General features: G+C 41.6%; 18 protein-coding genes and 1 pseudogene. 1 reads left to right on the forward strand and 18 read right to left on the reverse strand.

Annotated features, from left to right (window positions below; translation table 11 throughout):
* Positions 1 to 3 precede the first annotated feature (3 nt).
* The 6 genes from G593_RS0108525 to G593_RS0108550 form a co-directional block, all read right to left on the reverse strand.
* On the reverse strand, positions 4 to 765 hold the full coding sequence (locus tag G593_RS0108525) for an SDR family NAD(P)-dependent oxidoreductase (protein WP_005336281.1): 762 nt from the start codon (positions 763 to 765) through the stop codon (positions 4 to 6).
* Positions 766 to 812: 47 nt separating this feature from the next.
* Positions 813 to 2714, reverse strand: a complete 1902-nt coding sequence (locus G593_RS0108530) for a YgiQ family radical SAM protein (RefSeq protein ID WP_029731415.1) — start codon at positions 2712 to 2714, stop codon at positions 813 to 815.
* 23 nt (positions 2715 to 2737) lie between these two features.
* Complete coding sequence (locus tag G593_RS0108535; RefSeq protein WP_005336274.1) at positions 2738 to 3454, reverse strand: pseudouridine synthase; 717 nt, start codon at positions 3452 to 3454, stop codon at positions 2738 to 2740.
* Entirely contained in the window at positions 3451 to 4836 is a 1386-nt protein-coding gene (locus G593_RS0108540) for an RsmF rRNA methyltransferase first C-terminal domain-containing protein (protein ID WP_029731418.1), read from the reverse strand. Before G593_RS0108540 ends, G593_RS0108535 begins: the two co-directional genes overlap by 4 nt.
* A 63-nt stretch (positions 4837 to 4899) precedes the next feature.
* Complete coding sequence (locus tag G593_RS0108545) at positions 4900 to 5646, reverse strand: M23 family metallopeptidase (protein ID WP_005336272.1); 747 nt, start codon at positions 5644 to 5646, stop codon at positions 4900 to 4902.
* Between the two features lie 158 nt (positions 5647 to 5804).
* Positions 5805 to 7250, reverse strand: coding sequence for an aminoacyl-histidine dipeptidase (locus tag G593_RS0108550; RefSeq protein ID WP_005336271.1), 1446 nt, complete (start codon positions 7248 to 7250; stop codon positions 5805 to 5807).
* Positions 7251 to 7406: 156 nt separating this feature from the next.
* On the opposite strand from G593_RS0108550, the gene G593_RS0108555 reads away from it, so the two are divergent.
* Positions 7407 to 8354: a nucleoside recognition domain-containing protein gene (locus G593_RS0108555; RefSeq protein WP_029731419.1), complete on the forward strand. Its 948-nt coding sequence runs from the start codon at positions 7407 to 7409 to the stop codon at positions 8352 to 8354.
* Positions 8355 to 8438: 84 nt separating this feature from the next.
* Here the strand turns inward: G593_RS0108555 and G593_RS0108560 are convergent, their stop codons facing one another.
* From G593_RS0108560 to G593_RS0108610, 12 genes and pseudogenes are all read right to left on the reverse strand, one after another.
* Complete coding sequence (locus tag G593_RS0108560; RefSeq protein WP_005336269.1) at positions 8439 to 9077, reverse strand: hypothetical protein; 639 nt, start codon at positions 9075 to 9077, stop codon at positions 8439 to 8441.
* Complete coding sequence (gene coaD / locus G593_RS0108565) at positions 9077 to 9571, reverse strand: pantetheine-phosphate adenylyltransferase (protein ID WP_005336268.1); 495 nt, start codon at positions 9569 to 9571, stop codon at positions 9077 to 9079. The genes G593_RS0108560 and coaD overlap by 1 nt, the downstream gene beginning before the upstream one ends.
* Positions 9572 to 9580: 9 nt before the next feature.
* Positions 9581 to 10135, reverse strand: a pseudogene (rsmD, locus tag G593_RS0108570) (16S rRNA (guanine(966)-N(2))-methyltransferase RsmD); the annotation flags it as partial.
* A gap of 231 nt (positions 10136 to 10366) precedes the next feature.
* A complete protein-coding gene (locus G593_RS0108575; protein ID WP_005332859.1) occupies positions 10367 to 10573 on the reverse strand; it encodes an alpha/beta-type small acid-soluble spore protein in 207 nt (68 codons plus the stop codon).
* 56 nt (positions 10574 to 10629) lie between these two features.
* A complete protein-coding gene (gene recG, locus G593_RS0108580) occupies positions 10630 to 12660 on the reverse strand; it encodes an ATP-dependent DNA helicase RecG (protein ID WP_022278400.1) in 2031 nt (676 codons plus the stop codon).
* Positions 12661 to 12665: 5 nt separating this feature from the next.
* The gene (locus G593_RS0108585; protein ID WP_029731421.1) at positions 12666 to 14342 is read right to left on the reverse strand and encodes a DAK2 domain-containing protein; all 1677 of its coding nucleotides are present in this window, start codon (positions 14340 to 14342) and stop codon (positions 12666 to 12668) included.
* A gap of 18 nt (positions 14343 to 14360) precedes the next feature.
* On the reverse strand, positions 14361 to 14720 hold the full coding sequence (locus tag G593_RS0108590) for an Asp23/Gls24 family envelope stress response protein (protein ID WP_005336264.1): 360 nt from the start codon (positions 14718 to 14720) through the stop codon (positions 14361 to 14363).
* A 162-nt stretch (positions 14721 to 14882) separates the two neighbouring features.
* A complete protein-coding gene (gene rpmB / locus G593_RS0108595) occupies positions 14883 to 15071 on the reverse strand; it encodes a 50S ribosomal protein L28 (protein ID WP_005332867.1) in 189 nt (62 codons plus the stop codon).
* Between the two features lie 141 nt (positions 15072 to 15212).
* Complete coding sequence (locus G593_RS20495) at positions 15213 to 15353, reverse strand: hypothetical protein (protein ID WP_005332869.1); 141 nt, start codon at positions 15351 to 15353, stop codon at positions 15213 to 15215.
* Between the two features lie 74 nt (positions 15354 to 15427).
* Positions 15428 to 15820: a GerW family sporulation protein gene (locus tag G593_RS0108600; RefSeq protein ID WP_005332870.1), complete on the reverse strand. Its 393-nt coding sequence runs from the start codon at positions 15818 to 15820 to the stop codon at positions 15428 to 15430.
* A 15-nt stretch (positions 15821 to 15835) separates the two neighbouring features.
* A complete protein-coding gene (locus G593_RS0108605) occupies positions 15836 to 16864 on the reverse strand; it encodes a DUF2953 domain-containing protein (protein ID WP_029731423.1) in 1029 nt (342 codons plus the stop codon).
* 6 nt (positions 16865 to 16870) lie between these two features.
* Entirely contained in the window at positions 16871 to 17194 is a 324-nt protein-coding gene (locus G593_RS0108610) for a hypothetical protein (RefSeq protein WP_005332872.1), read from the reverse strand.
* Positions 17195 to 17253: the final 59 nt, after the last annotated feature.

A 17253-nucleotide genomic window follows, 5' to 3' on the forward strand; every position in this document is an offset into this window, starting at 1 on the left:
CTCCTATTCTGCAATTTTCTCCATTACTGCCACGATCACACTGTCCGGCACAATTTTTGATGCCACCTGCGCAGCTTTCATGGATAGACCATACACGGAAATCTTTTTGCCTCTCGCGCTGTCGATCAGAGCTTTTCTGACCACATCTTTCGCATCGGCACGAAATTTCTTTTTCACACTTGCGACTTCTTTTCCGGTATGGTCAAAGAATTCTGTATCCACCGGTCCCGGACACACGGCAGTCACATAAATACCGCTTCCTTTAAGTTCTCTGCCAAGTGCCATGGACAGGCTGTAAACGTAAGATTTTGTCGCTGCATACACTGCAAATCCAGGCTGTGGTCCAAATGCTGCAGCTGATGAAAGGTTCACAATTCTGCTGCCACAATGCATATACGGAAGACAAAGTGCTGTCATTCTTGTCAGTGACCGGCAGTTGAGATCTACCATGCCGGTTTCTTCCTTCCAGCCATACTCGCAGAATGTTCCAATCTTTCCATAACCAGCCGCATTTACGAGCATCCGTACATTGGCGTGGGATTTTCCCAGTGCTATCCCCAGTTTTTTATAAATATAATCCTGGTTCAGATCTCCGTCAAAAATACGCACCGGAACTTTTAATTCCATCTCCAGTTCGTTCAGACGTTCTGCCCGTCTTGCGACGACCCAGATTTCATCCAGATTCTGATAAAGCTTTGGAATCTGCCTTGCAAATTCTCTTCCAAGTCCGGAAGATGCCCCTGTAATCAATGCTATCTTCATCATACTCCTATCACCTCTTGCAGTGTTTACAATTATCACTTTCGCTGTTATTATCTGCTCTTTCGGCGTTTATTGTTTCCGCCTCTGTTATTTTTTACATTTTTTGAATTCTTGCAGTTCTGCTTTCTTTTTACTCCAGGCATGTCTGACTTGATTTTCCTTGGCTTGATCAAGCATTTCTGGTCAAATCCCACCAGATCCATGCGCCCGGATTTTCTAAGTGCCTCCATGACCAGATCATAATTCTTCGGATCCCGGTACTGGATCAATGCTCTCTGCATTGCTTTTTCATGCGGGTTCTTCGGTACATAAACTGGTTTCATATTTCTTGGGTCTACGCCTGTGTAGTACATACAGGTAGATATGGTGGACGGTGTCGGATAGAAGTCCTGTACTTGCTCCGGCATATATCCAAGATCCCGTAAATGTTCTGCAAGCTCGACTGCTTCTTTTAACGTTGACCCCGGGTGAGAAGACATTAGATACGGCACAAGATATTGATCCATACCAAGATGCTCGTTCATTTTTTTATACCGTTTTACAAACCCCTTATAGACAGAATTCTCCGGTTTTCCCATTTTTTCCAGGACTGCGTCTGATACATGCTCCGGTGCAACCTTAAGCTGCCCGCTTATATGATACTGGCACAGTTCCTTTAAAAATGTGTCATCCTTATCTGCCATAACGTAGTCGAACCGGATTCCGGAACGGATAAAAACTTTCCTGACTCCAGGTATTTTACGCAATTTTCTAAGAAGTGCCACGTAATCCCGGTGATCGACCTTCATATTTTTACACGGTTTCGGGAACAGACACTGCTTTTCCTTGCAGACGCCGTATTTTAACTGCTTTTCACAGGACGGTGCACGGAAGTTTGCCGTTGGGCCTCCAACATCATGAATATATCCTTTAAAATCCTTGTCCTTCACCATTTCATTCGCTTCTTTTAATAAGGACTCATGACTTCTCGTCTGCACAATCCTTCCTTGATGAAAGGTCAGGGCACAGAAGCTGCACCCTCCAAAACAGCCACGGTTACTGATCAGACTGAACTTGATTTCTTTGATTGCCGGAACCCCTCCGTCTTTTTCATAACTCGGATGGTAAGTCCTCATATACGGAAGGCCATACACCAGATCCATCTCGTCCTGAGAAAGCGGTTTTGCAGGTGGATTCTGTACAACATAAAGATGATTGCTGTAAGGCTCTACGAGACATTTCCCCGAAAACGGATCTGTATTACAATACTGCACATAAAAACTTCTTGCATAATTGAGCTTGTCCTCTTTCAATTGCTCATAGGATGGAAGAATTGTCGGTTCATAGACACTGTCCAGACTCTTGACCTTACACACAGTTCCCGGAATGTAAGTAATATCTTGAATACTAAGTCCACTATCTAACGCCTCTGCAATCTCAATGATCGAATGCTCACCCATTCCATATGAAATAATATCCGCCCCGGAATCCAATAGCACGGAGCGTTTTAATTTATTGGACCAATAATCATAATGTGCCAGTCTTCGAAGACTCGCCTCGATTCCTCCGAGAATGATTGGTGTCTTTTTATAAACCTGGCGGATCAGGTTGCCATAGACTGTCACCGCATAATCCGGACGTTTTCCCATAACACCGCCTGGAGTATAGGCATCTGTACTTCTACGCCTTTTTGATACAGAGTAATGATTTACCATAGAATCCATATTACCTGCCGATACAAGAAAAGCAAGTCTTGGCTCGCCAAGAACGGTGATGCTGTTCTTATCTTTCCAATCCGGCTGTGCGATGATTCCGACCTTGTATCCATAATCTTCCAGAAGCCTTGTAATAACTGCCGGTCCAAATGATGGATGGTCTACATAAGCGTCCCCTGAAATGTACACAAAGTCCAACTGTTCCCAGCCCCGTTCTTCCATATCCTTTTTACATATTGGTAAAAATCCCTGTGACATCTATAATACCTCACTTGTAGCGTTCAAAATAATAAATTCTTTAATTCTTCTTCGGTCAGCATGCGGTATTCGCCCTCTGCCAGATTATCATCCAGAATCAAGCTGCCCATACGTTCCCGTTTCAGATAAACAACCTCTTTTCCCACTGCCTGGAACATGCGTTTTACTTGATGAAACTTTCCTTCCTGGATGGTCAGACGTATTTCGGATAAATCATCACTTTTTATAATGTCGAGTTTTCCCGGCATCGTGATCTCCGGTTCATCTTCTGTGCCAATATTTACACCTTCTGCAAATTTTTCCGCATCGTCTTTTGTAACGTTCCCCTGCACTTTCGCAAAATAGCATTTATCCACATGATGTTTCGGAGAAAGTAACCGGTGTGCCAGATTTCCATCATTTGTAATTAAAAGGAGTCCCACCGTATCCTTATCCAGACGACCCACCGGGAACAGATCTTTCCGCTTCTGTCCCTTGATCAGATCAATCACGGTCTTCTCGCGTTTATCTTCTGTTGCAGACACCACCCCCGACGGTTTATTCAACATATAGTATACATAAGAGGCATATCCGATTCGTTCACCGTCCAGTGTAACATTTGCTTTTGTCTCGTCCACTTTAAGTTCCGGGCGCTTTTCAATCTCGCCATCTACCTCTACTTTGCCTTTTCGAATATACTGCTTCACTTCCTGCCTGGTTCCTGCGCCCATCTCAGACAGGAACTTGTCTAACCGGATCATGAATTCAGCCTCCATCCCGGCAGATATTTATTCTTCAAAGTTCCATTAGCAAGCTTTCCCCATCCCAGTGGATAACCATCCACGCAGACCAGATACCAGCCTTTTGCTTTCGTCTCTACCAAATCATCAACATCCAGTGTTTCCCCTTTCAGATAACGGCTCACACGATCATCTTCTAGTGGCAGATCAACAATCTTCTCATAATCATCTTTTTTGAGGGTCATGGCAAATGCCTGGCTTGGCTCAAACCGTTTTTTCTTAAGTTCTCCAAGTAAAAGTCCGGTACGCAGGAACCGAAGTCCCTTAAGATTTGGAAGCCCTGCCGGCATTACATAGACACGCTCGCCGTGGATATCCAGAAGATCCGTACGGATTTCTTTCTTTACATCATTTAAAAATTCTTCCAGTTCCTCTGGTAATTTCTTCTTTCCGTTTCCACCGGTCAGTTCACCTTTCACACGGTCACACGGTTCGCCCTTTTGTACAAGTGCCAGATAATGTCCTTCCCCTTTCATTTTATGTGGGAATATGCGGACAGTATCCGCAAGCGACGGATCCCGTGATTCTGTCACTTCCGGCATCCCCTGAGCAAAGCCTTCATATGGCGCAATCTTCAAGATTCTAAATTCCGGACAGGTCTTAAGTAAATGTTCGATGACCTGCTCATTTTCTTTCGGATCAAAAGTACAGGTGGAGTACAGCATCATTCCGCCTTGCTTTAACATACGAGCAGCCTGCAAGATAATGCTCTTCTGAATATTACAGAAAAAGTCCGGCCCATGCTCCTCCCATGCAGATACCATTTTTTTATCTTTTCGGAACATTCCTTCTCCGGAACACGGTGCGTCAATCAGAATCTTATCAAAATACTCTGTAAAATAGCTTTCCATTTTTCCAGGCTCTTCACTTAAAACAAGAACATTGCCAATACCGAACACCTCAATATTTTTCAGAAGTCCCTTGGCTCTGGAATTACTAATATCATTGGCCGCAAGTACTCCTTCCCCCTGAAGCTTTGCTCCAAGCTCCGTAGCCTTTCCTCCCGGTGCCGCACATACATCTAACACCTTGTCTCCCGGTTCCACCGGAAGCCGGTTTGCCGGTGTCATGGCACTTGGCTCCTGCAGATAATAAAGCCCTGCAAAATAATATGGATGTTTAGACGGAGTTACATGCTCCCCGTCATAATAGAATCCATTCTCAATCCAGGGAATCGGCTCGATTTCAAACGGACAGATCTTTTTAAACTCTTCTACGGAAATTTTATTCGTATTTACACGAAGCCCATAATAACGCGGCTCTTCATAACATGCAATATAATCGTCAAAATCTTCTTTCAGAAGATCTCGCATCTTTTTTTCAAAATTCTCTGGCAATCTCATTGATTTTTCTCCTCCAGCGCATAAACATACATAATATAGTATATCATATCTGGGTGTATAACTCTAGAAATATGAATAGATTAATTTTTTATTTTCTAAAAACAAAAGCACTTCATACGGATTAACGCTGATTTCTTTCCCATTTTCATAAAAATAAATTCCAAAATGTAAATGTACGGGAAACTGTCCCACCGTTCCTTCTGCTCCATAACCGCTGTCTCCCATGTACCCAAGCAATTCTCCTGCTCTTACATAATCTCCTATTTTCAGGTTTGTATAAGAGTCCAGGTGTGCGTAGTAGTAATAAGTACTACTATCGCTTATGATACCAATCCGCCACCCCCCTTTTTCAAGCCAGCCCTTATTTTTCACTGTTCCGTCACTAACGCTCACCACCGGATACAGTCCCCGTTTATTTTCAGCCGCCATAATATCTGTTCCTTCATGCACCCGCTTTCCGCCATAATTACGTTCCATATGCCAGGTGTCCACAAAACTTACTTCCAAAGATTTATCCAAATCAGACTCTGGAATCGGGAAATACAAGGCCTCTTTTTCCACATTTTGCATCGCCTGCCTGCATGTTAAAGACAGGTATTTATTCTGACGCAGTTCTTCCGAAAAAAAATTATCTCGAAATTGCTGCGCAGCCAACGTCAGCATTCGATCTGTCATGTGTTTTCCGGACGTATATGAAATTGATATTCCAACAGCATCCAGTAGCGCTATCACAAGCAGAATTGCAAACAGCCTCAAGCTTACCTGCCAGGTATACACTTGTTTATTTCTAAGATTCCTGTTTTTCTTCATTTCAGTTTTATTCTCATTTTCCGCACATTTTTCTTCTACTATATGACTATATCAAATAAAAATAGAACATACAGATTCTTTCTCCATATGTTCTACTTTTATATTTTTTCAAACTGCCATGATGTCTGTAGATTTTTTATACTACACACCACGTTATCCTATTTTAATTTTGCAAGAATTCCTTTTAAATATTCCCATGTTCTCTGTGTAGAGGCAATATCCAGCTTCTCATTAAAGGAATGAATATCCAAAAGATCCGGTCCCATAGATACACAATCCAAATCCGGTTTCTTTCCAAGGAAAAGTCCACACTCCAGTCCGGCGTGAATGGTAGATACAACCGGTTCTTTTCCATACTGCTCTACGAATGTCTCTACCATTACTTTGCGAAGTTCGGAATCTACTTTGTACTCCCATGCAGGATATCCACCCTGCACCTTTCCGTTAGCTCCGACAGCCTGTGCACAAGTATCCAGGATTTCTTTCATATCTGCTTTCTTACTCTCCATAGAACTTCTTACAAGACTTTCAAGCTTTACAGTGTCCTTAGTTGTCTCTACAATACCAAGATTCAGGGAAGTTTCAACCAATCCTTCCAGTTCACGGTCATAGCACTGTACTCCGTTCGGGCAGATGATAAAATATGTGATTACACGTTTTGTACTCTCCGCGTTCATAACTGCCACACCAGATACGCTTTCTTCTTCTACATCCACAGTAAGTCCCGGTTCTTTTCCAAGAAACTCCTTGTCCCATGTTGCTTTTAACTCTGCAACAGAAGCTTTTACTTTATCAGCATCTTCTTTCGCCACAAGGATCTCTGCCTTACACTCACTTGAAATGACATTGTTCTTTGTTCCTCCTGCAATGCTAATCAGGCGGATATCCGTCTCCAAAGATACGTGATTCAGAAGTCTTCCCATCATTTTATGTCCATTTCCACGCTGTTTGTGAATCTCTGCTCCGGAATGTCCTCCAAGAAGTCCGTGGATACGGATACTGATTTTCTCTCCTTCTTCGTTCTCGCGTGTGACTGGAATCTCAGTATTATATCCGAATCCGCCTGCACAGCCAACTGTCAGGATTCCCTCTTCTTCAGAGTCAATATTAATAAGCTTCTTTCCTTTAAGTACGGACAAGTCAATATTCTCTGCTCCACCCATTCCAATCTCTTCATCTACCGTAAACACAGCCTCAATTGGTGGATGCGGAATATCCTTGCTGTCCAAAATCGCCAGTGCCATAGCAACTGCAATACCGTCATCACCCCCAAGTGTAGTGTCTTTTGCTTTTACATATCCGTCTTCTACATACAGTTCAAGCGGATCTTTCTTAAAATCATGATTTGATTCCGGACGTTTCTCACATACCATATCCATATGTCCCTGAATAATGACCGGTTCACTGTTCTCATATCCCACCGTTCCCGGTTTGGAAATGATAATGTTATTCGTCTCATCCTGGATGCATGCAAGTCCTCTTTCTTTTGCAAATGCTACGCAGTAATCACTGATTCGCTTTGTATCGAATGTACCATGAGGTACCTGGCAGATTTCCTCGAAAAATCGAAATACTTCTTTTGGTTCTAAGTTTTCTAATACCATGTTTATAACCCTCTCTTTGAAATAATTTTTGTGGTCACCCCATATCTGCGCAACCACGAATTTCTTTCTCTATTATGTATCATTTGTCATAAAAAATCAAATATTTCCATATGGTTAATTAAGTTTTAAGATTTTGCTCAGCAGGAGGCTTGTTCCATGAAAAATCATTTTTTTCAGTTTTTTCTGATCCTATGCTTTTTTGTGATGCTTTTATTTCCTTCTGAAGTATTTGAAGGCGCAAAATCCGGACTTCTACTTTGGTTCCTTACTGTTTTGCCAACGCTTTTTCCATTTCTTCTCATTTCGCGCCTGCTTCTTGACTCCTGTGCCTGTTCACTTTTAAACAAACTCCTTGCTCCTGCGATAAGCCGTCTGTTCGGCATTTCCGCCCAAGGTTCCTTCGCTTTTATTGTAGGATTCCTGTGTGGTTATCCTATGGGGGCAAAGATTACCGCCGATCTCTTTCATGCAAGGCAGATTTCAAAAGCAGAAGCTTCTTATCTACTGTCATTTTGCAATAATACAAGCCCTGCATTCCTCATCCATTATATTGTTCTCGGATATTTTCAGAACCCCAGACTCATTTTCCCATCTGTGCTGATCTTATACGGAACGCCAATCCTACTAACTTTTTTCTTTCGCATAAAGAAACATTTCGCATCATCGAACACTACAGACATTACATCTCCATTTACTATTTCAAAAATTCCTTCATGTTCTCTCGATTTCTGTCTTATGGATAGTTCTGAGACTATCGTTAAAATCGGCGGATATATTATCCTTTTTTCCGTCATTTTAAATTTACTCCAAAAGCTCCCGATTTCACACCCGTTTTATCAGTTATTTCTTCTGCCATCTTTAGAACTAACTAACGGCTGCGCTCTCTTAAACAAAACAATAACCACCCAGACCATCCCTCTGTCTTTTCCTATCTATTATAGCCTCTGTATGGGACACACTGCTTTCGGCGGCTGGTGTGCACTTTTTCAGACAGGCAGCATGATAAATGGAAGCGGACTTTCTCTCAACTCCTATGCAAGAAAAAAACTGGTCACCGCTCTGGTGACCAGTCTGTTTGCTTATCTTTATATACGTTCAACCTAAAAACTGTGTTTGCACTCACATCTGCAGCAATCCCTGACTCTTAATTGAGAATCTGTAAACAAATCTTCGTACAGGATAAAGAATCTACTCCTCATTGTCCAGGTCAAAATCCGGGAATGCATCCTCTGCTGGTTCTTCTTCCTGCTCATATCCCTGATCTTCATTCTGTGCTGCTGCCGGCTGATCCGGAATATCCAGCTCCGCACGGTTATTACGAACCATGTCATAGCACTCCTGAAGAGAATTCACAAGACTATCATACTTGGTTGTATAACTGTCCAGTGTATGTCCAATGATTCCTTCTGCATTTGCCATCAGATTATCTGCATAACGCATAGCTCCGATACGGATTTCATTCGCATCGCTTGTTGCATTATCAAGAATCTCTTGTGCCTGCTCTGTGGCAGCAGTTACAATCTCATTCGCCTGTGCGTATGCCTGCTGCATAATTTCATGCTCGCTCACCAGTTCATTCGTATGAATCTGTGCTTCCTCCAGCATGCTGTCCGCTTTTGCCTGTGCATCAGCAAGGATTGCATCTTTATTTGCAATGATCTTCTGATAACGCTTGATCTCATCTGGTGTCTTCATACGAAGCTCACGAAGGAGCTCGTCCATCTGATCTTTATTTACAATAATTTTTGATGTAGACAGTGGCTGAAACTTACAACTGTCAATATATTCCTCGATTTCTTCAATGATCTGCTCAATACGGCTGCTCATTATCTACACTCTCCTTTTTGATTCATTTTCTCCCTTATTCTTTCTCGCACAACATCGGGAACAAACTTTGAAATATCTCCATGATAGAAAGCTACTTCTTTTACTATGGTAGAGCTCAGATAAGAATACTCCAGGCTTGTCGTTAAAAAAACGGTCTCAACACTTGGCTCCAGTTTATGGTTCGTCTGAGCCATCTGAAGCTCATATTCAAAATCTGTGATTGCCCTGAGTCCTCGAACTACCATACAGGCATCCATCTTTTTTGCAAATTCTACCAGTAGCCCATCAAATGGGGCTACGATTACATTTGTCATATCCCGTGTTACCTCATTTAACATTTTAGCACGTTCCTCTACGGAAAACAACGGGGTTTTTGCATTATTATTCAATACTCCGATGACCAGCTCGTCCACAAGCAGTGCGGATCTTCTGATAATATCCAAATGTCCATATGTAACCGGATCAAAACTTCCGGGATAAATTGCTCTCTTCATAACTGCTCCTTATTCTTTCTCCAGGAAAATGTGTTTATTTGTCTTATACATCTTTTCTTTTATTATGGAATAGCCCAGTTCTTCTGCATAAGACAGATCTGTCTCCTTCGATGCTTCCACAATAATAATTCCGTCATCCGCCAGCAAAGTCGTATCAGCAAGAAATTCCAGCACTTGCTTTTCCCATTCGTGATTATACGGTGGATCCATAAATATATATTCAAACTTCCACTCACCATTCAGTCTCGAAAGTGCCGCAAATACATCCATCTGCATCGTCTTTGCCCGGTCTTTTAATTTTGTAGATTCCAGATTCTCCTGTATGCACTTCATAGCTTTTGGATTCTTCTCTACGAATACCGCATTTGCCGCCCCGCGGCTCAGCGCCTCAATCCCAATCCCGCCGCTTCCGGAAAAGAGATCCAGGAAATTACTATCATAGAGTTCTGCCGAAATCATATTAAACAATGTTTCTTTTATCCGGTCTGTTGTAGGTCTTGTATCCATTCCATCCAGTGTCTTAAGCTGCAGACGTCTGGCTGTTCCTGCAATTACTCTCATATCACATTCCTCTTTATCAGTTCTTTTTTATACTATTTCATCTATTTTTATCTATATTTTTCGTAAATTTTTCTTAGTTTCTCGTTCATTATAAATTTGTCCCATGGAAATGTCAATCCGATTCCCCGATGTACTGTATTCTATGCAAAATTCTGACACTGACTCCATGAAATTAGGGATACAACTTTTTCTTGTCATATCCCCATTTCATCTTTGTTCTGTTACCGTTAAATATTATTTACCGGCCATCTGTTTTTCCTGCTGTTCAATCATCTTTTTTACCATATAACCACCAACTGATCCATTCTGTCTGGAAGTCAGGTCACCATTGTAACCGTCTGTTAATGGTACTCCAAGTTCTGTTGCTACCTCATACTTGAATTTGTCCAGTGCTCCTTTTGCCTCTGGAACTGCTGCTTTGTTAGATGAACGATTTGCCATTTTATACTCCTCCTTTTGTAACTTTGTTTTTGTTACGTTGTTAGTATATGGAGGATTTAAATTATTACACTAGAAGTTCCTTCATAATCTGGAATTTGCTGGACATATTCAGGATTATTTTTTAAGAGCCATTCTGCAGCTTCGTTCGCTTTCTGCAAAATTGCCGCGTCCTGATAAATGTCTCCCAGTCCAAAATCCATAAGTCCGCTTTGACGGATTCCAAACAAATCTCCCGGACCGCGAAGTTTTAAATCTTCGCTTGCGATTTTAAATCCATCGTTCGTTTTATTTAAAATTTCCAGACGTTTTTTTGTTTCTTTTGCCTTTGAGCCGGTCATAAAAATACAATAAGACTGATATTTTCCTCGTCCAACACGACCGCGGAGCTGATGAAGCTGCGCCAGTCCGAAACGCTCTGCATTTTCAATCATCATAACGGTTGCGTTAGGCACATCAATTCCAACCTCAATCACTGTCGTTGACACAAGGATCTGGATTTCATTACGTCCAAAACGCTCCATAATCTCGTCTTTTGCTGCCTGCTTCATTTTCCCATGAAGATGATCAACTACAATCTGAGTCCCCATTTCTTCTTGCAGCATTCTGGAATAATCTGTCACATTTTCCGCCTCCATAGCTTCACTTTCTTCTACCATCGGGCAGATAATGTAACACTGTCTTCCTTCTGCAATCTGCTTTTTCATAAATGTGTAGGCCGTCTGCCGGTAACTGGTGTCTACCACACAATTCTTAATAGGCAGACGGTTCGCCGGAAGTTCATCTATCACAGAAATATCAAGATCTCCGTATAAAATGATTGCAAGGGTTCTCGGGATCGGTGTCGCACTCATAACAAGAACATGCGGAACACCGCCTTTTTTTGCAAATGACTCTCTTTGTTTTACCCCAAATCTATGCTGTTCATCTGTCACTACAAGTGCCAGATTATCATAATAAACTGCGTCCTGAATAAGTGCATGCGTCCCCACGATGATCTTCGCAAGTCCGCACTCGATCCGGTCGTAAGCTCTGCGTTTTTCTTTTGCCGTCATCGAACCTGTCAAAAGCACTACTTTTATCGGAATATTATATGCTTCAAAAAGACTGGTGATCGATTCATAATGTTGTCTTGCCAGCACCTCTGTCGGTGCCATCATTGCCGCCTGATAGCCTTTTAATGCGGTATTCAGAAGCGCTAATACTGCAACGATCGTTTTACCTGACCCTACATCTCCCTGCACAAGTCTTGACATGGCATGCGCAGATGCCATGTCCTGCTGGATTTCTCTCCATACGTTCTGCTGTGCCCTGGTCAGTTCAAATGGTAACGCTTTTTGAAACTCCTCTGTCCGTAAATCCAATGGAATCACATATTCATTATCCATGCGGCTATTGCTGTCTTTTAGTTTCCGGATTGCAAGTATAAACTGTAAAAACTCTTCAAATACAAGCCGTTCTCTTGCATGATAAAAGACTTCTTTATCTTCCGGAAAATGAATACCACGAATGGCATAATTATATTCTGCCAACTGATAATGCAGACGGATTTCTTCAGGCAAATGCTCTTTTGTAAGATCAAGGCTTTCTATGACCTGCTTAACAGCTTTTGAAATCGCATTGTTCGTCAGGCCTGCTGTCAGATTATAAATCGGTTGTAGTGTATGCAGTTTTTCTTCATATTTTTCACTTGGATAAAAGATTTCCGGATGTTCCAGTACAAGTCCGTCCCGCCGATTCACAGCTCGGCCGCGCAAGGTAACCTGACTACCACCTGCCAGCGTATTTTTAAGAAACGGCATACGAAACCAGACTGCTTTGATCGTCCCCGTCAGATCTTTTACGTGAATGGTCGTCACCTGCAAGTTCCGACTTCCACCCACCTGCACACGCCCGAAAATCATTCCTGTTACAGTAACAGTTCGACCGTCCTCTACCTCTGCGATAGGGACGGCCTCCTCATACACGTCATAATTTCTCGGATAATACCTGAGAAGGTCACCAACTGTATAAATTCCCAGTTTTGCAAACAGCTTCTCCGTCTTCTCCCCGACGCCTTTTATTTCATGAATCTTACTCTGTTCAATCATATCTCTTATTCTACAGCTAATACATAATAATAGATTGGCTGACCACCACAGTGCACATCAACATCTATATCTGGATAGAGTTTTTCAACTTCCTGTGTAAAGGCATCCGCCTCTTTCTCAGTCACATCCTGTCCATAATACAGACTGATCAGTTCCGAATCATCATCTACAAGCTGTTCTAACATTTCCAGTGTAGTCTCTGCAATATCCTGTCCTACAGAAAGGATTCCTGCATCACCAATTCCCATAATGTCTCCCTGATGAATCTCTTTGTCATCAATGTGTGTATCACGGACTGCATAAGTAACCTGTCCGGTTTTCACATTCTTAATTTCATCAAGCATTGTCTCTTCGTTAGACTTTGCATCTGCATCCGGAACAAAGTTAATAATTGCAGTAATCCCCTGTGGAACAGTCTTTGTTGGGATTACAATGATTTCTTTATCTTCTACAAGGTCTTTTGCCTGGTTTGCTGCGAGAATAATATTCTTGTTATTTGGAAGAATAAAAATTGTCTCTGCATTGACCTGATCAATGGCTTTTAACATATCATCTGTACTTGGGTTCATAGTCTGTCCACCCTCAATGATATAATCTGCTCCAAGTTCACGGAAGATTTCGTTCATTCCATCACCGATAGATACTGCAATAAATCCCATTGGCTTCTTCGGCTCTGCAGTCTTTTTAGCTTCTTCGGCTTCTGCCTGTTCTTTTGCAAGCTTCTCGGAATCACGAATCAGTTTTTCCCTATGCTCCTCACGCATATTATCTATTTTCATGCGTGATAACTGTCCATAAGTCAGTGCTTTCTGAATCGCAAGTCCTGGATCATTCGTGTGTACGTGGATCTTCACGATTTCATCATCTGCTACACATACGATAGAATCACCAATTGATGACAAGTATGCTTTCAGCTCATGCTCGTCGTTCTCTGTAAATTCCTTTTCGAGAAGAATGATAAACTCTGTACAGTAGCCAAATTTAATCTCTTTTTCTTCCTCGACGCTGACTTTTACTGCTGTACTATTTCCAGCAGCCGGTGCAATTGCGCTATAATCAATCTCTTTCCCAAGAAATGCATCATATGCTCCGCGGATAACTTCTAAGAGTCCCTGTCCACCAGAATCCACTACCCCTGCTTCTTTCAAAACCGGGAGCATCTCCGGCGTCTTCTGAAGAACTGCATCCGCATGCTCAATAACTGCCGGGATAAACTCCTCAAGATCTTCTGTCTCAAGAGCAAGCTCTGCTGCTTTATCTGCGATTCCACTTGCAACAGTAAGGATTGTTCCTTCCTTCGGCTTCATAACCGCCTTGTATGCTGTGTCTCTTGCTCTCTGGCAAGCTGCTGCAAGGGCTGCAGTGTCAATCTCTTTTTCATCACGAATCAACTTTGTAAACCCTCTTAAAAGCTGAGAAAGAATAACTCCCGAGTTACCTCTGGCTCCTCTTAAGGAACCGGAAGAAATTGCTTTTGCCAGGTTCTTCATATCAACATCTGCAAGCGCTGTCACTTCCTTAGCTGCTGACAGGATTGTCAAAGTCATATTAGTTCCCGTATCTCCATCCGGAACAGGGAATACATTCAGTTCGTTGATAAATTCTTTCTTTGCTTCTATATTCTGCGCGCCTGCAAGAAACATCTTCGCAAGCATATTTGCATCAATTGTCTTTGTAGCCACTTCTTATGTCCTCCTTGATTAATCAATGACGCGTACGCCCTCGATATAGATATTAATCTTATCTACCGGCATTCCGGAAAACTCTTCCACACGATACTTCACATTGCTGATCAGGTTATCCGTAACCGCTGAAATACTTACGCCATACGCAACAATGATATGAAAGCTCAAGCTTACATGGTTATCCTCAGAGATACGTACCCTAATTCCACGGGTCAGGCTCTCTTTTTTTAACAGATGAACCAGACCATCCTTCATATTCACTGCAGCCATTCCAACGATTCCAAAACACTCTACCGCTACAGTTCCTGCATATTTTGCTATCACTTCAGGATCAATCGTAATAATTCCGAGATCCGTGCTCATACAACCTTTCATATCCGATACCTCCATATCCGTATATTTAACATATGTATTATACTCTGTTTCATTATATATTACAAGGCAAAACAGGCATGTCCCGACTGTTCTGCCTGATCATCATTTTCACATACGAAAAAAAGCCCAGATTCCATTTCTGGAATCTGAGCTTTTATACTATTATGCTCGCTCAACTTTGCCAGATTTCAAACAAGAAGTACAAACATACATTCTCTTTGTAGCTCCGTTCTCTGTCTTAACACGAACAGATTTTACATTAGATTTCCACATTTTTGGGGATTTTCTATGAGAGTGGCTTACGTTGTTTCCAAAGTGAGCACCCTTTTCACAAATAGCACATTTTGCCATGACTGCACCTCCTAACGCTCATAATAAGTCTTTTTCAGACTCGCAACAATAATATACTAGCAGATAATTCTCACAAAAGCAAGTATTATTTTCAAGATTTTTCCGACATTTTTCAATCAAGATTTATATTTGCCTTTTTTGTTATTTACAGCAAAACAAATTATATCCAGCCAGCAGGCATAGTATGACACACAGAACAGTTACAAATGTATTGGGCAAAAGCATGGCAATCACAAGTCCGATTGCTATTCCAAACAGCGCAAATCCCACTACCCGTTTCATTTTTTTATCAACCCTTCTCTTATAACGTATCTTACTCTATTCTATGCTTCACACAGACCGGGCATTACAGATAACTACTGTACATCTACGCTATCAAGAATATCCTTCACATCATTCTCGTCAAGTTTTGAATCTTTACCTCCTGTAAATTTGTCGACCATGTCAGGCACCATATCAAGAATCTTTGTGATCGTATCCTGGTTCTTAATATTTACCAGTCTTGTGTGTCCATTCTGGATCACAAGAACTGCGCAAGGTGTCATCTTGCCGCCAACACCTCCGGCTCCTTTTTCCTTCTTGTCCGCATTAAACGCTCCGGCTCCAATTGCAAAAGATACATCCACCAGTGGAAGAATGATCGTGTCCCCGATATGGATTGCATCTCCTACTACTGTCTTCGATGAAACAACTCCATCAATTCCTGTGAACAATGCCTCCACAGTCCCTTTAAAATTATTATCTGCCATATAAAAATCCTCCTGTTATTTTATTTTAAAATTACGAATATCACGATAAGTCTGACGCACATTTCTATTCCAGATCAGTTTCCAGCCGCTCTGAACAAAATGCCACAGATAAATCTTTCCTTTTAAATATGCTGAACCTTTCAGCACCTGATGTCCAAAATCAGGTGTCACACTTATACATCCTCCAACAAATGGATATAGCACGCCAAACACTGCCAAAGCCTGTCCGGTATGATACGGATCATCAAATCCATAAATAATCCTCACATCTGCCTTTTTTGGCTTTAAATGTTTCATAAGCCTGAAAAGTTCTTTTTTACATTTGTGATATGCCCCTTTATGCACCTCATCTCGAAGAAATTCTTCCAACTTTTCTTTCTTTCCTGACAATGCTTTTATTTTATCACACAATTTTCCAAAAGTACATTTTATCTTCTGAATCCACGAAAGAATCCTCTGATAGAAGCTTCCATTCTTTTCACAGTCCACGGATTTTTCTTTTTCAGGAATTTCTTTTTCAGTTTTCCATTTTTCAGATTCCGGAGCATGCGCACTCTTTTGGCGTATCGTCTGCGGCGTCGCCAGATTCTCTTCAGATTTTTCTGTAAATTTTTCAGGTTCATTCTTTTCAATCTTGTCTGTTTCTGTAATACTCTTCTCATGATTCGATTTCTCCTCTTCTTCTATTTCTGAAATCTCAGTTTTCTCCTCTTCTTCTATTTCTGAAATCTCAGCTTGTTTCTGCAGCGTCTGTACCTCTTTTTGTTTCTTTCCGGCTCCTGTATTTCCTCTTTTTATCCATGCAAATCTAAGCCGCCACTTCATTTTTCCATTCTTATACAAGATGTCCGCCCGAACAAGCTGCAAAAGCCAGGTAACTTGCACTTTTCCCTTCAGAGAATCCAGGTCACCATCACACCTTCCCTGTACCTCGTAATGAACCGGCACAAAAAGAAAAATAGCAATCAATAGCAATAGGATTCCCAGTATTACAGCGATTATTATGCCGATTATTTTTAATATCAAAATCAAAATATGTAGCATCGCATCTTAGCCTTCCTGTTCTCTTTCTAACAGATATGTGCGGATATCCGCCGCTCCTGTTTGTTCATACACTTTCCCGGCGATCTCTTCTACCAGCTCCAGAGCCGCCTCGTAACCTCTTACAATTCCTACAACAAAGAAATCATCATTTGGAAAATCCGGCTGGAGAAAAAGCGCTGCATTATAAATTTCAAGCTGATTCGACCCATGTTCCGGCAATACCAGTACATAGATATCTCTTTGAAGTTTTCCCGTATTCAGTCTTCTTATAATCTTTTCTTTTTTCTTTTTCAGGTCTTCACCCCAGTAAAGTCTGCGATAATATCTCATGTTACCTTTCCATTTTCTCAACTATTTGCCAATTATTACCTGCACATATCACAGAATCT

It is taken from the genome of Dorea sp. AGR2135, assembly GCF_000420885.1.
GTDB classification, from domain to species: domain Bacteria; phylum Bacillota; class Clostridia; order Lachnospirales; family Lachnospiraceae; genus Dorea; species Dorea formicigenerans.

What these genes read in the sequence shown, in the direction of transcription:
- G593_RS0108555 (WP_029731419.1), top strand. Translation starts at nt 7,407, where the DNA reads ATGAAAAATCATTTTTTTCAGTTTTTTCTGATCCTATGCTTTTTTGTG.
- G593_RS0108530 (WP_029731415.1), bottom strand. Translation starts at nt 2,714, where the DNA reads ATGTCACAGGGATTTTTACCAATATGTAAAAAGGATATGGAAGAACGG.
- G593_RS0108605 (WP_029731423.1), bottom strand. Translation starts at nt 16,864, where the DNA reads ATGCTACATATTTTGATTTTGATATTAAAAATAATCGGCATAATAATC.
- G593_RS0108575 (WP_005332859.1), bottom strand. Translation starts at nt 10,573, where the DNA reads ATGGCAAATCGTTCATCTAACAAAGCAGCAGTTCCAGAGGCAAAAGGA.
- rpmB (WP_005332867.1), bottom strand. Translation starts at nt 15,071, where the DNA reads ATGGCAAAATGTGCTATTTGTGAAAAGGGTGCTCACTTTGGAAACAAC.
- G593_RS0108540 (WP_029731418.1), bottom strand. Translation starts at nt 4,836, where the DNA reads ATGAGATTGCCAGAGAATTTTGAAAAAAAGATGCGAGATCTTCTGAAA.
- G593_RS0108590 (WP_005336264.1), bottom strand. Translation starts at nt 14,720, where the DNA reads ATGAAAGGTTGTATGAGCACGGATCTCGGAATTATTACGATTGATCCT.
- G593_RS20495 (WP_005332869.1), bottom strand. Translation starts at nt 15,353, where the DNA reads ATGAAACGGGTAGTGGGATTTGCGCTGTTTGGAATAGCAATCGGACTT.
- recG (WP_022278400.1), bottom strand. Translation starts at nt 12,660, where the DNA reads ATGATTGAACAGAGTAAGATTCATGAAATAAAAGGCGTCGGGGAGAAG.
- G593_RS0108560 (WP_005336269.1), bottom strand. Translation starts at nt 9,077, where the DNA reads ATGAGCAGCCGTATTGAGCAGATCATTGAAGAAATCGAGGAATATATT.
- G593_RS0108545 (WP_005336272.1), bottom strand. Translation starts at nt 5,646, where the DNA reads ATGAAGAAAAACAGGAATCTTAGAAATAAACAAGTGTATACCTGGCAG.
- G593_RS0108535 (WP_005336274.1), bottom strand. Translation starts at nt 3,454, where the DNA reads ATGATCCGGTTAGACAAGTTCCTGTCTGAGATGGGCGCAGGAACCAGG.
- G593_RS0108550 (WP_005336271.1), bottom strand. Translation starts at nt 7,250, where the DNA reads ATGGTATTAGAAAACTTAGAACCAAAAGAAGTATTTCGATTTTTCGAG.
- G593_RS0108600 (WP_005332870.1), bottom strand. Translation starts at nt 15,820, where the DNA reads ATGGCAGATAATAATTTTAAAGGGACTGTGGAGGCATTGTTCACAGGA.
- G593_RS0108525 (WP_005336281.1), bottom strand. Translation starts at nt 765, where the DNA reads ATGATGAAGATAGCATTGATTACAGGGGCATCTTCCGGACTTGGAAGA.
- coaD (WP_005336268.1), bottom strand. Translation starts at nt 9,571, where the DNA reads ATGAAGAGAGCAATTTATCCCGGAAGTTTTGATCCGGTTACATATGGA.
- G593_RS0108610 (WP_005332872.1), bottom strand. Translation starts at nt 17,194, where the DNA reads ATGAGATATTATCGCAGACTTTACTGGGGTGAAGACCTGAAAAAGAAA.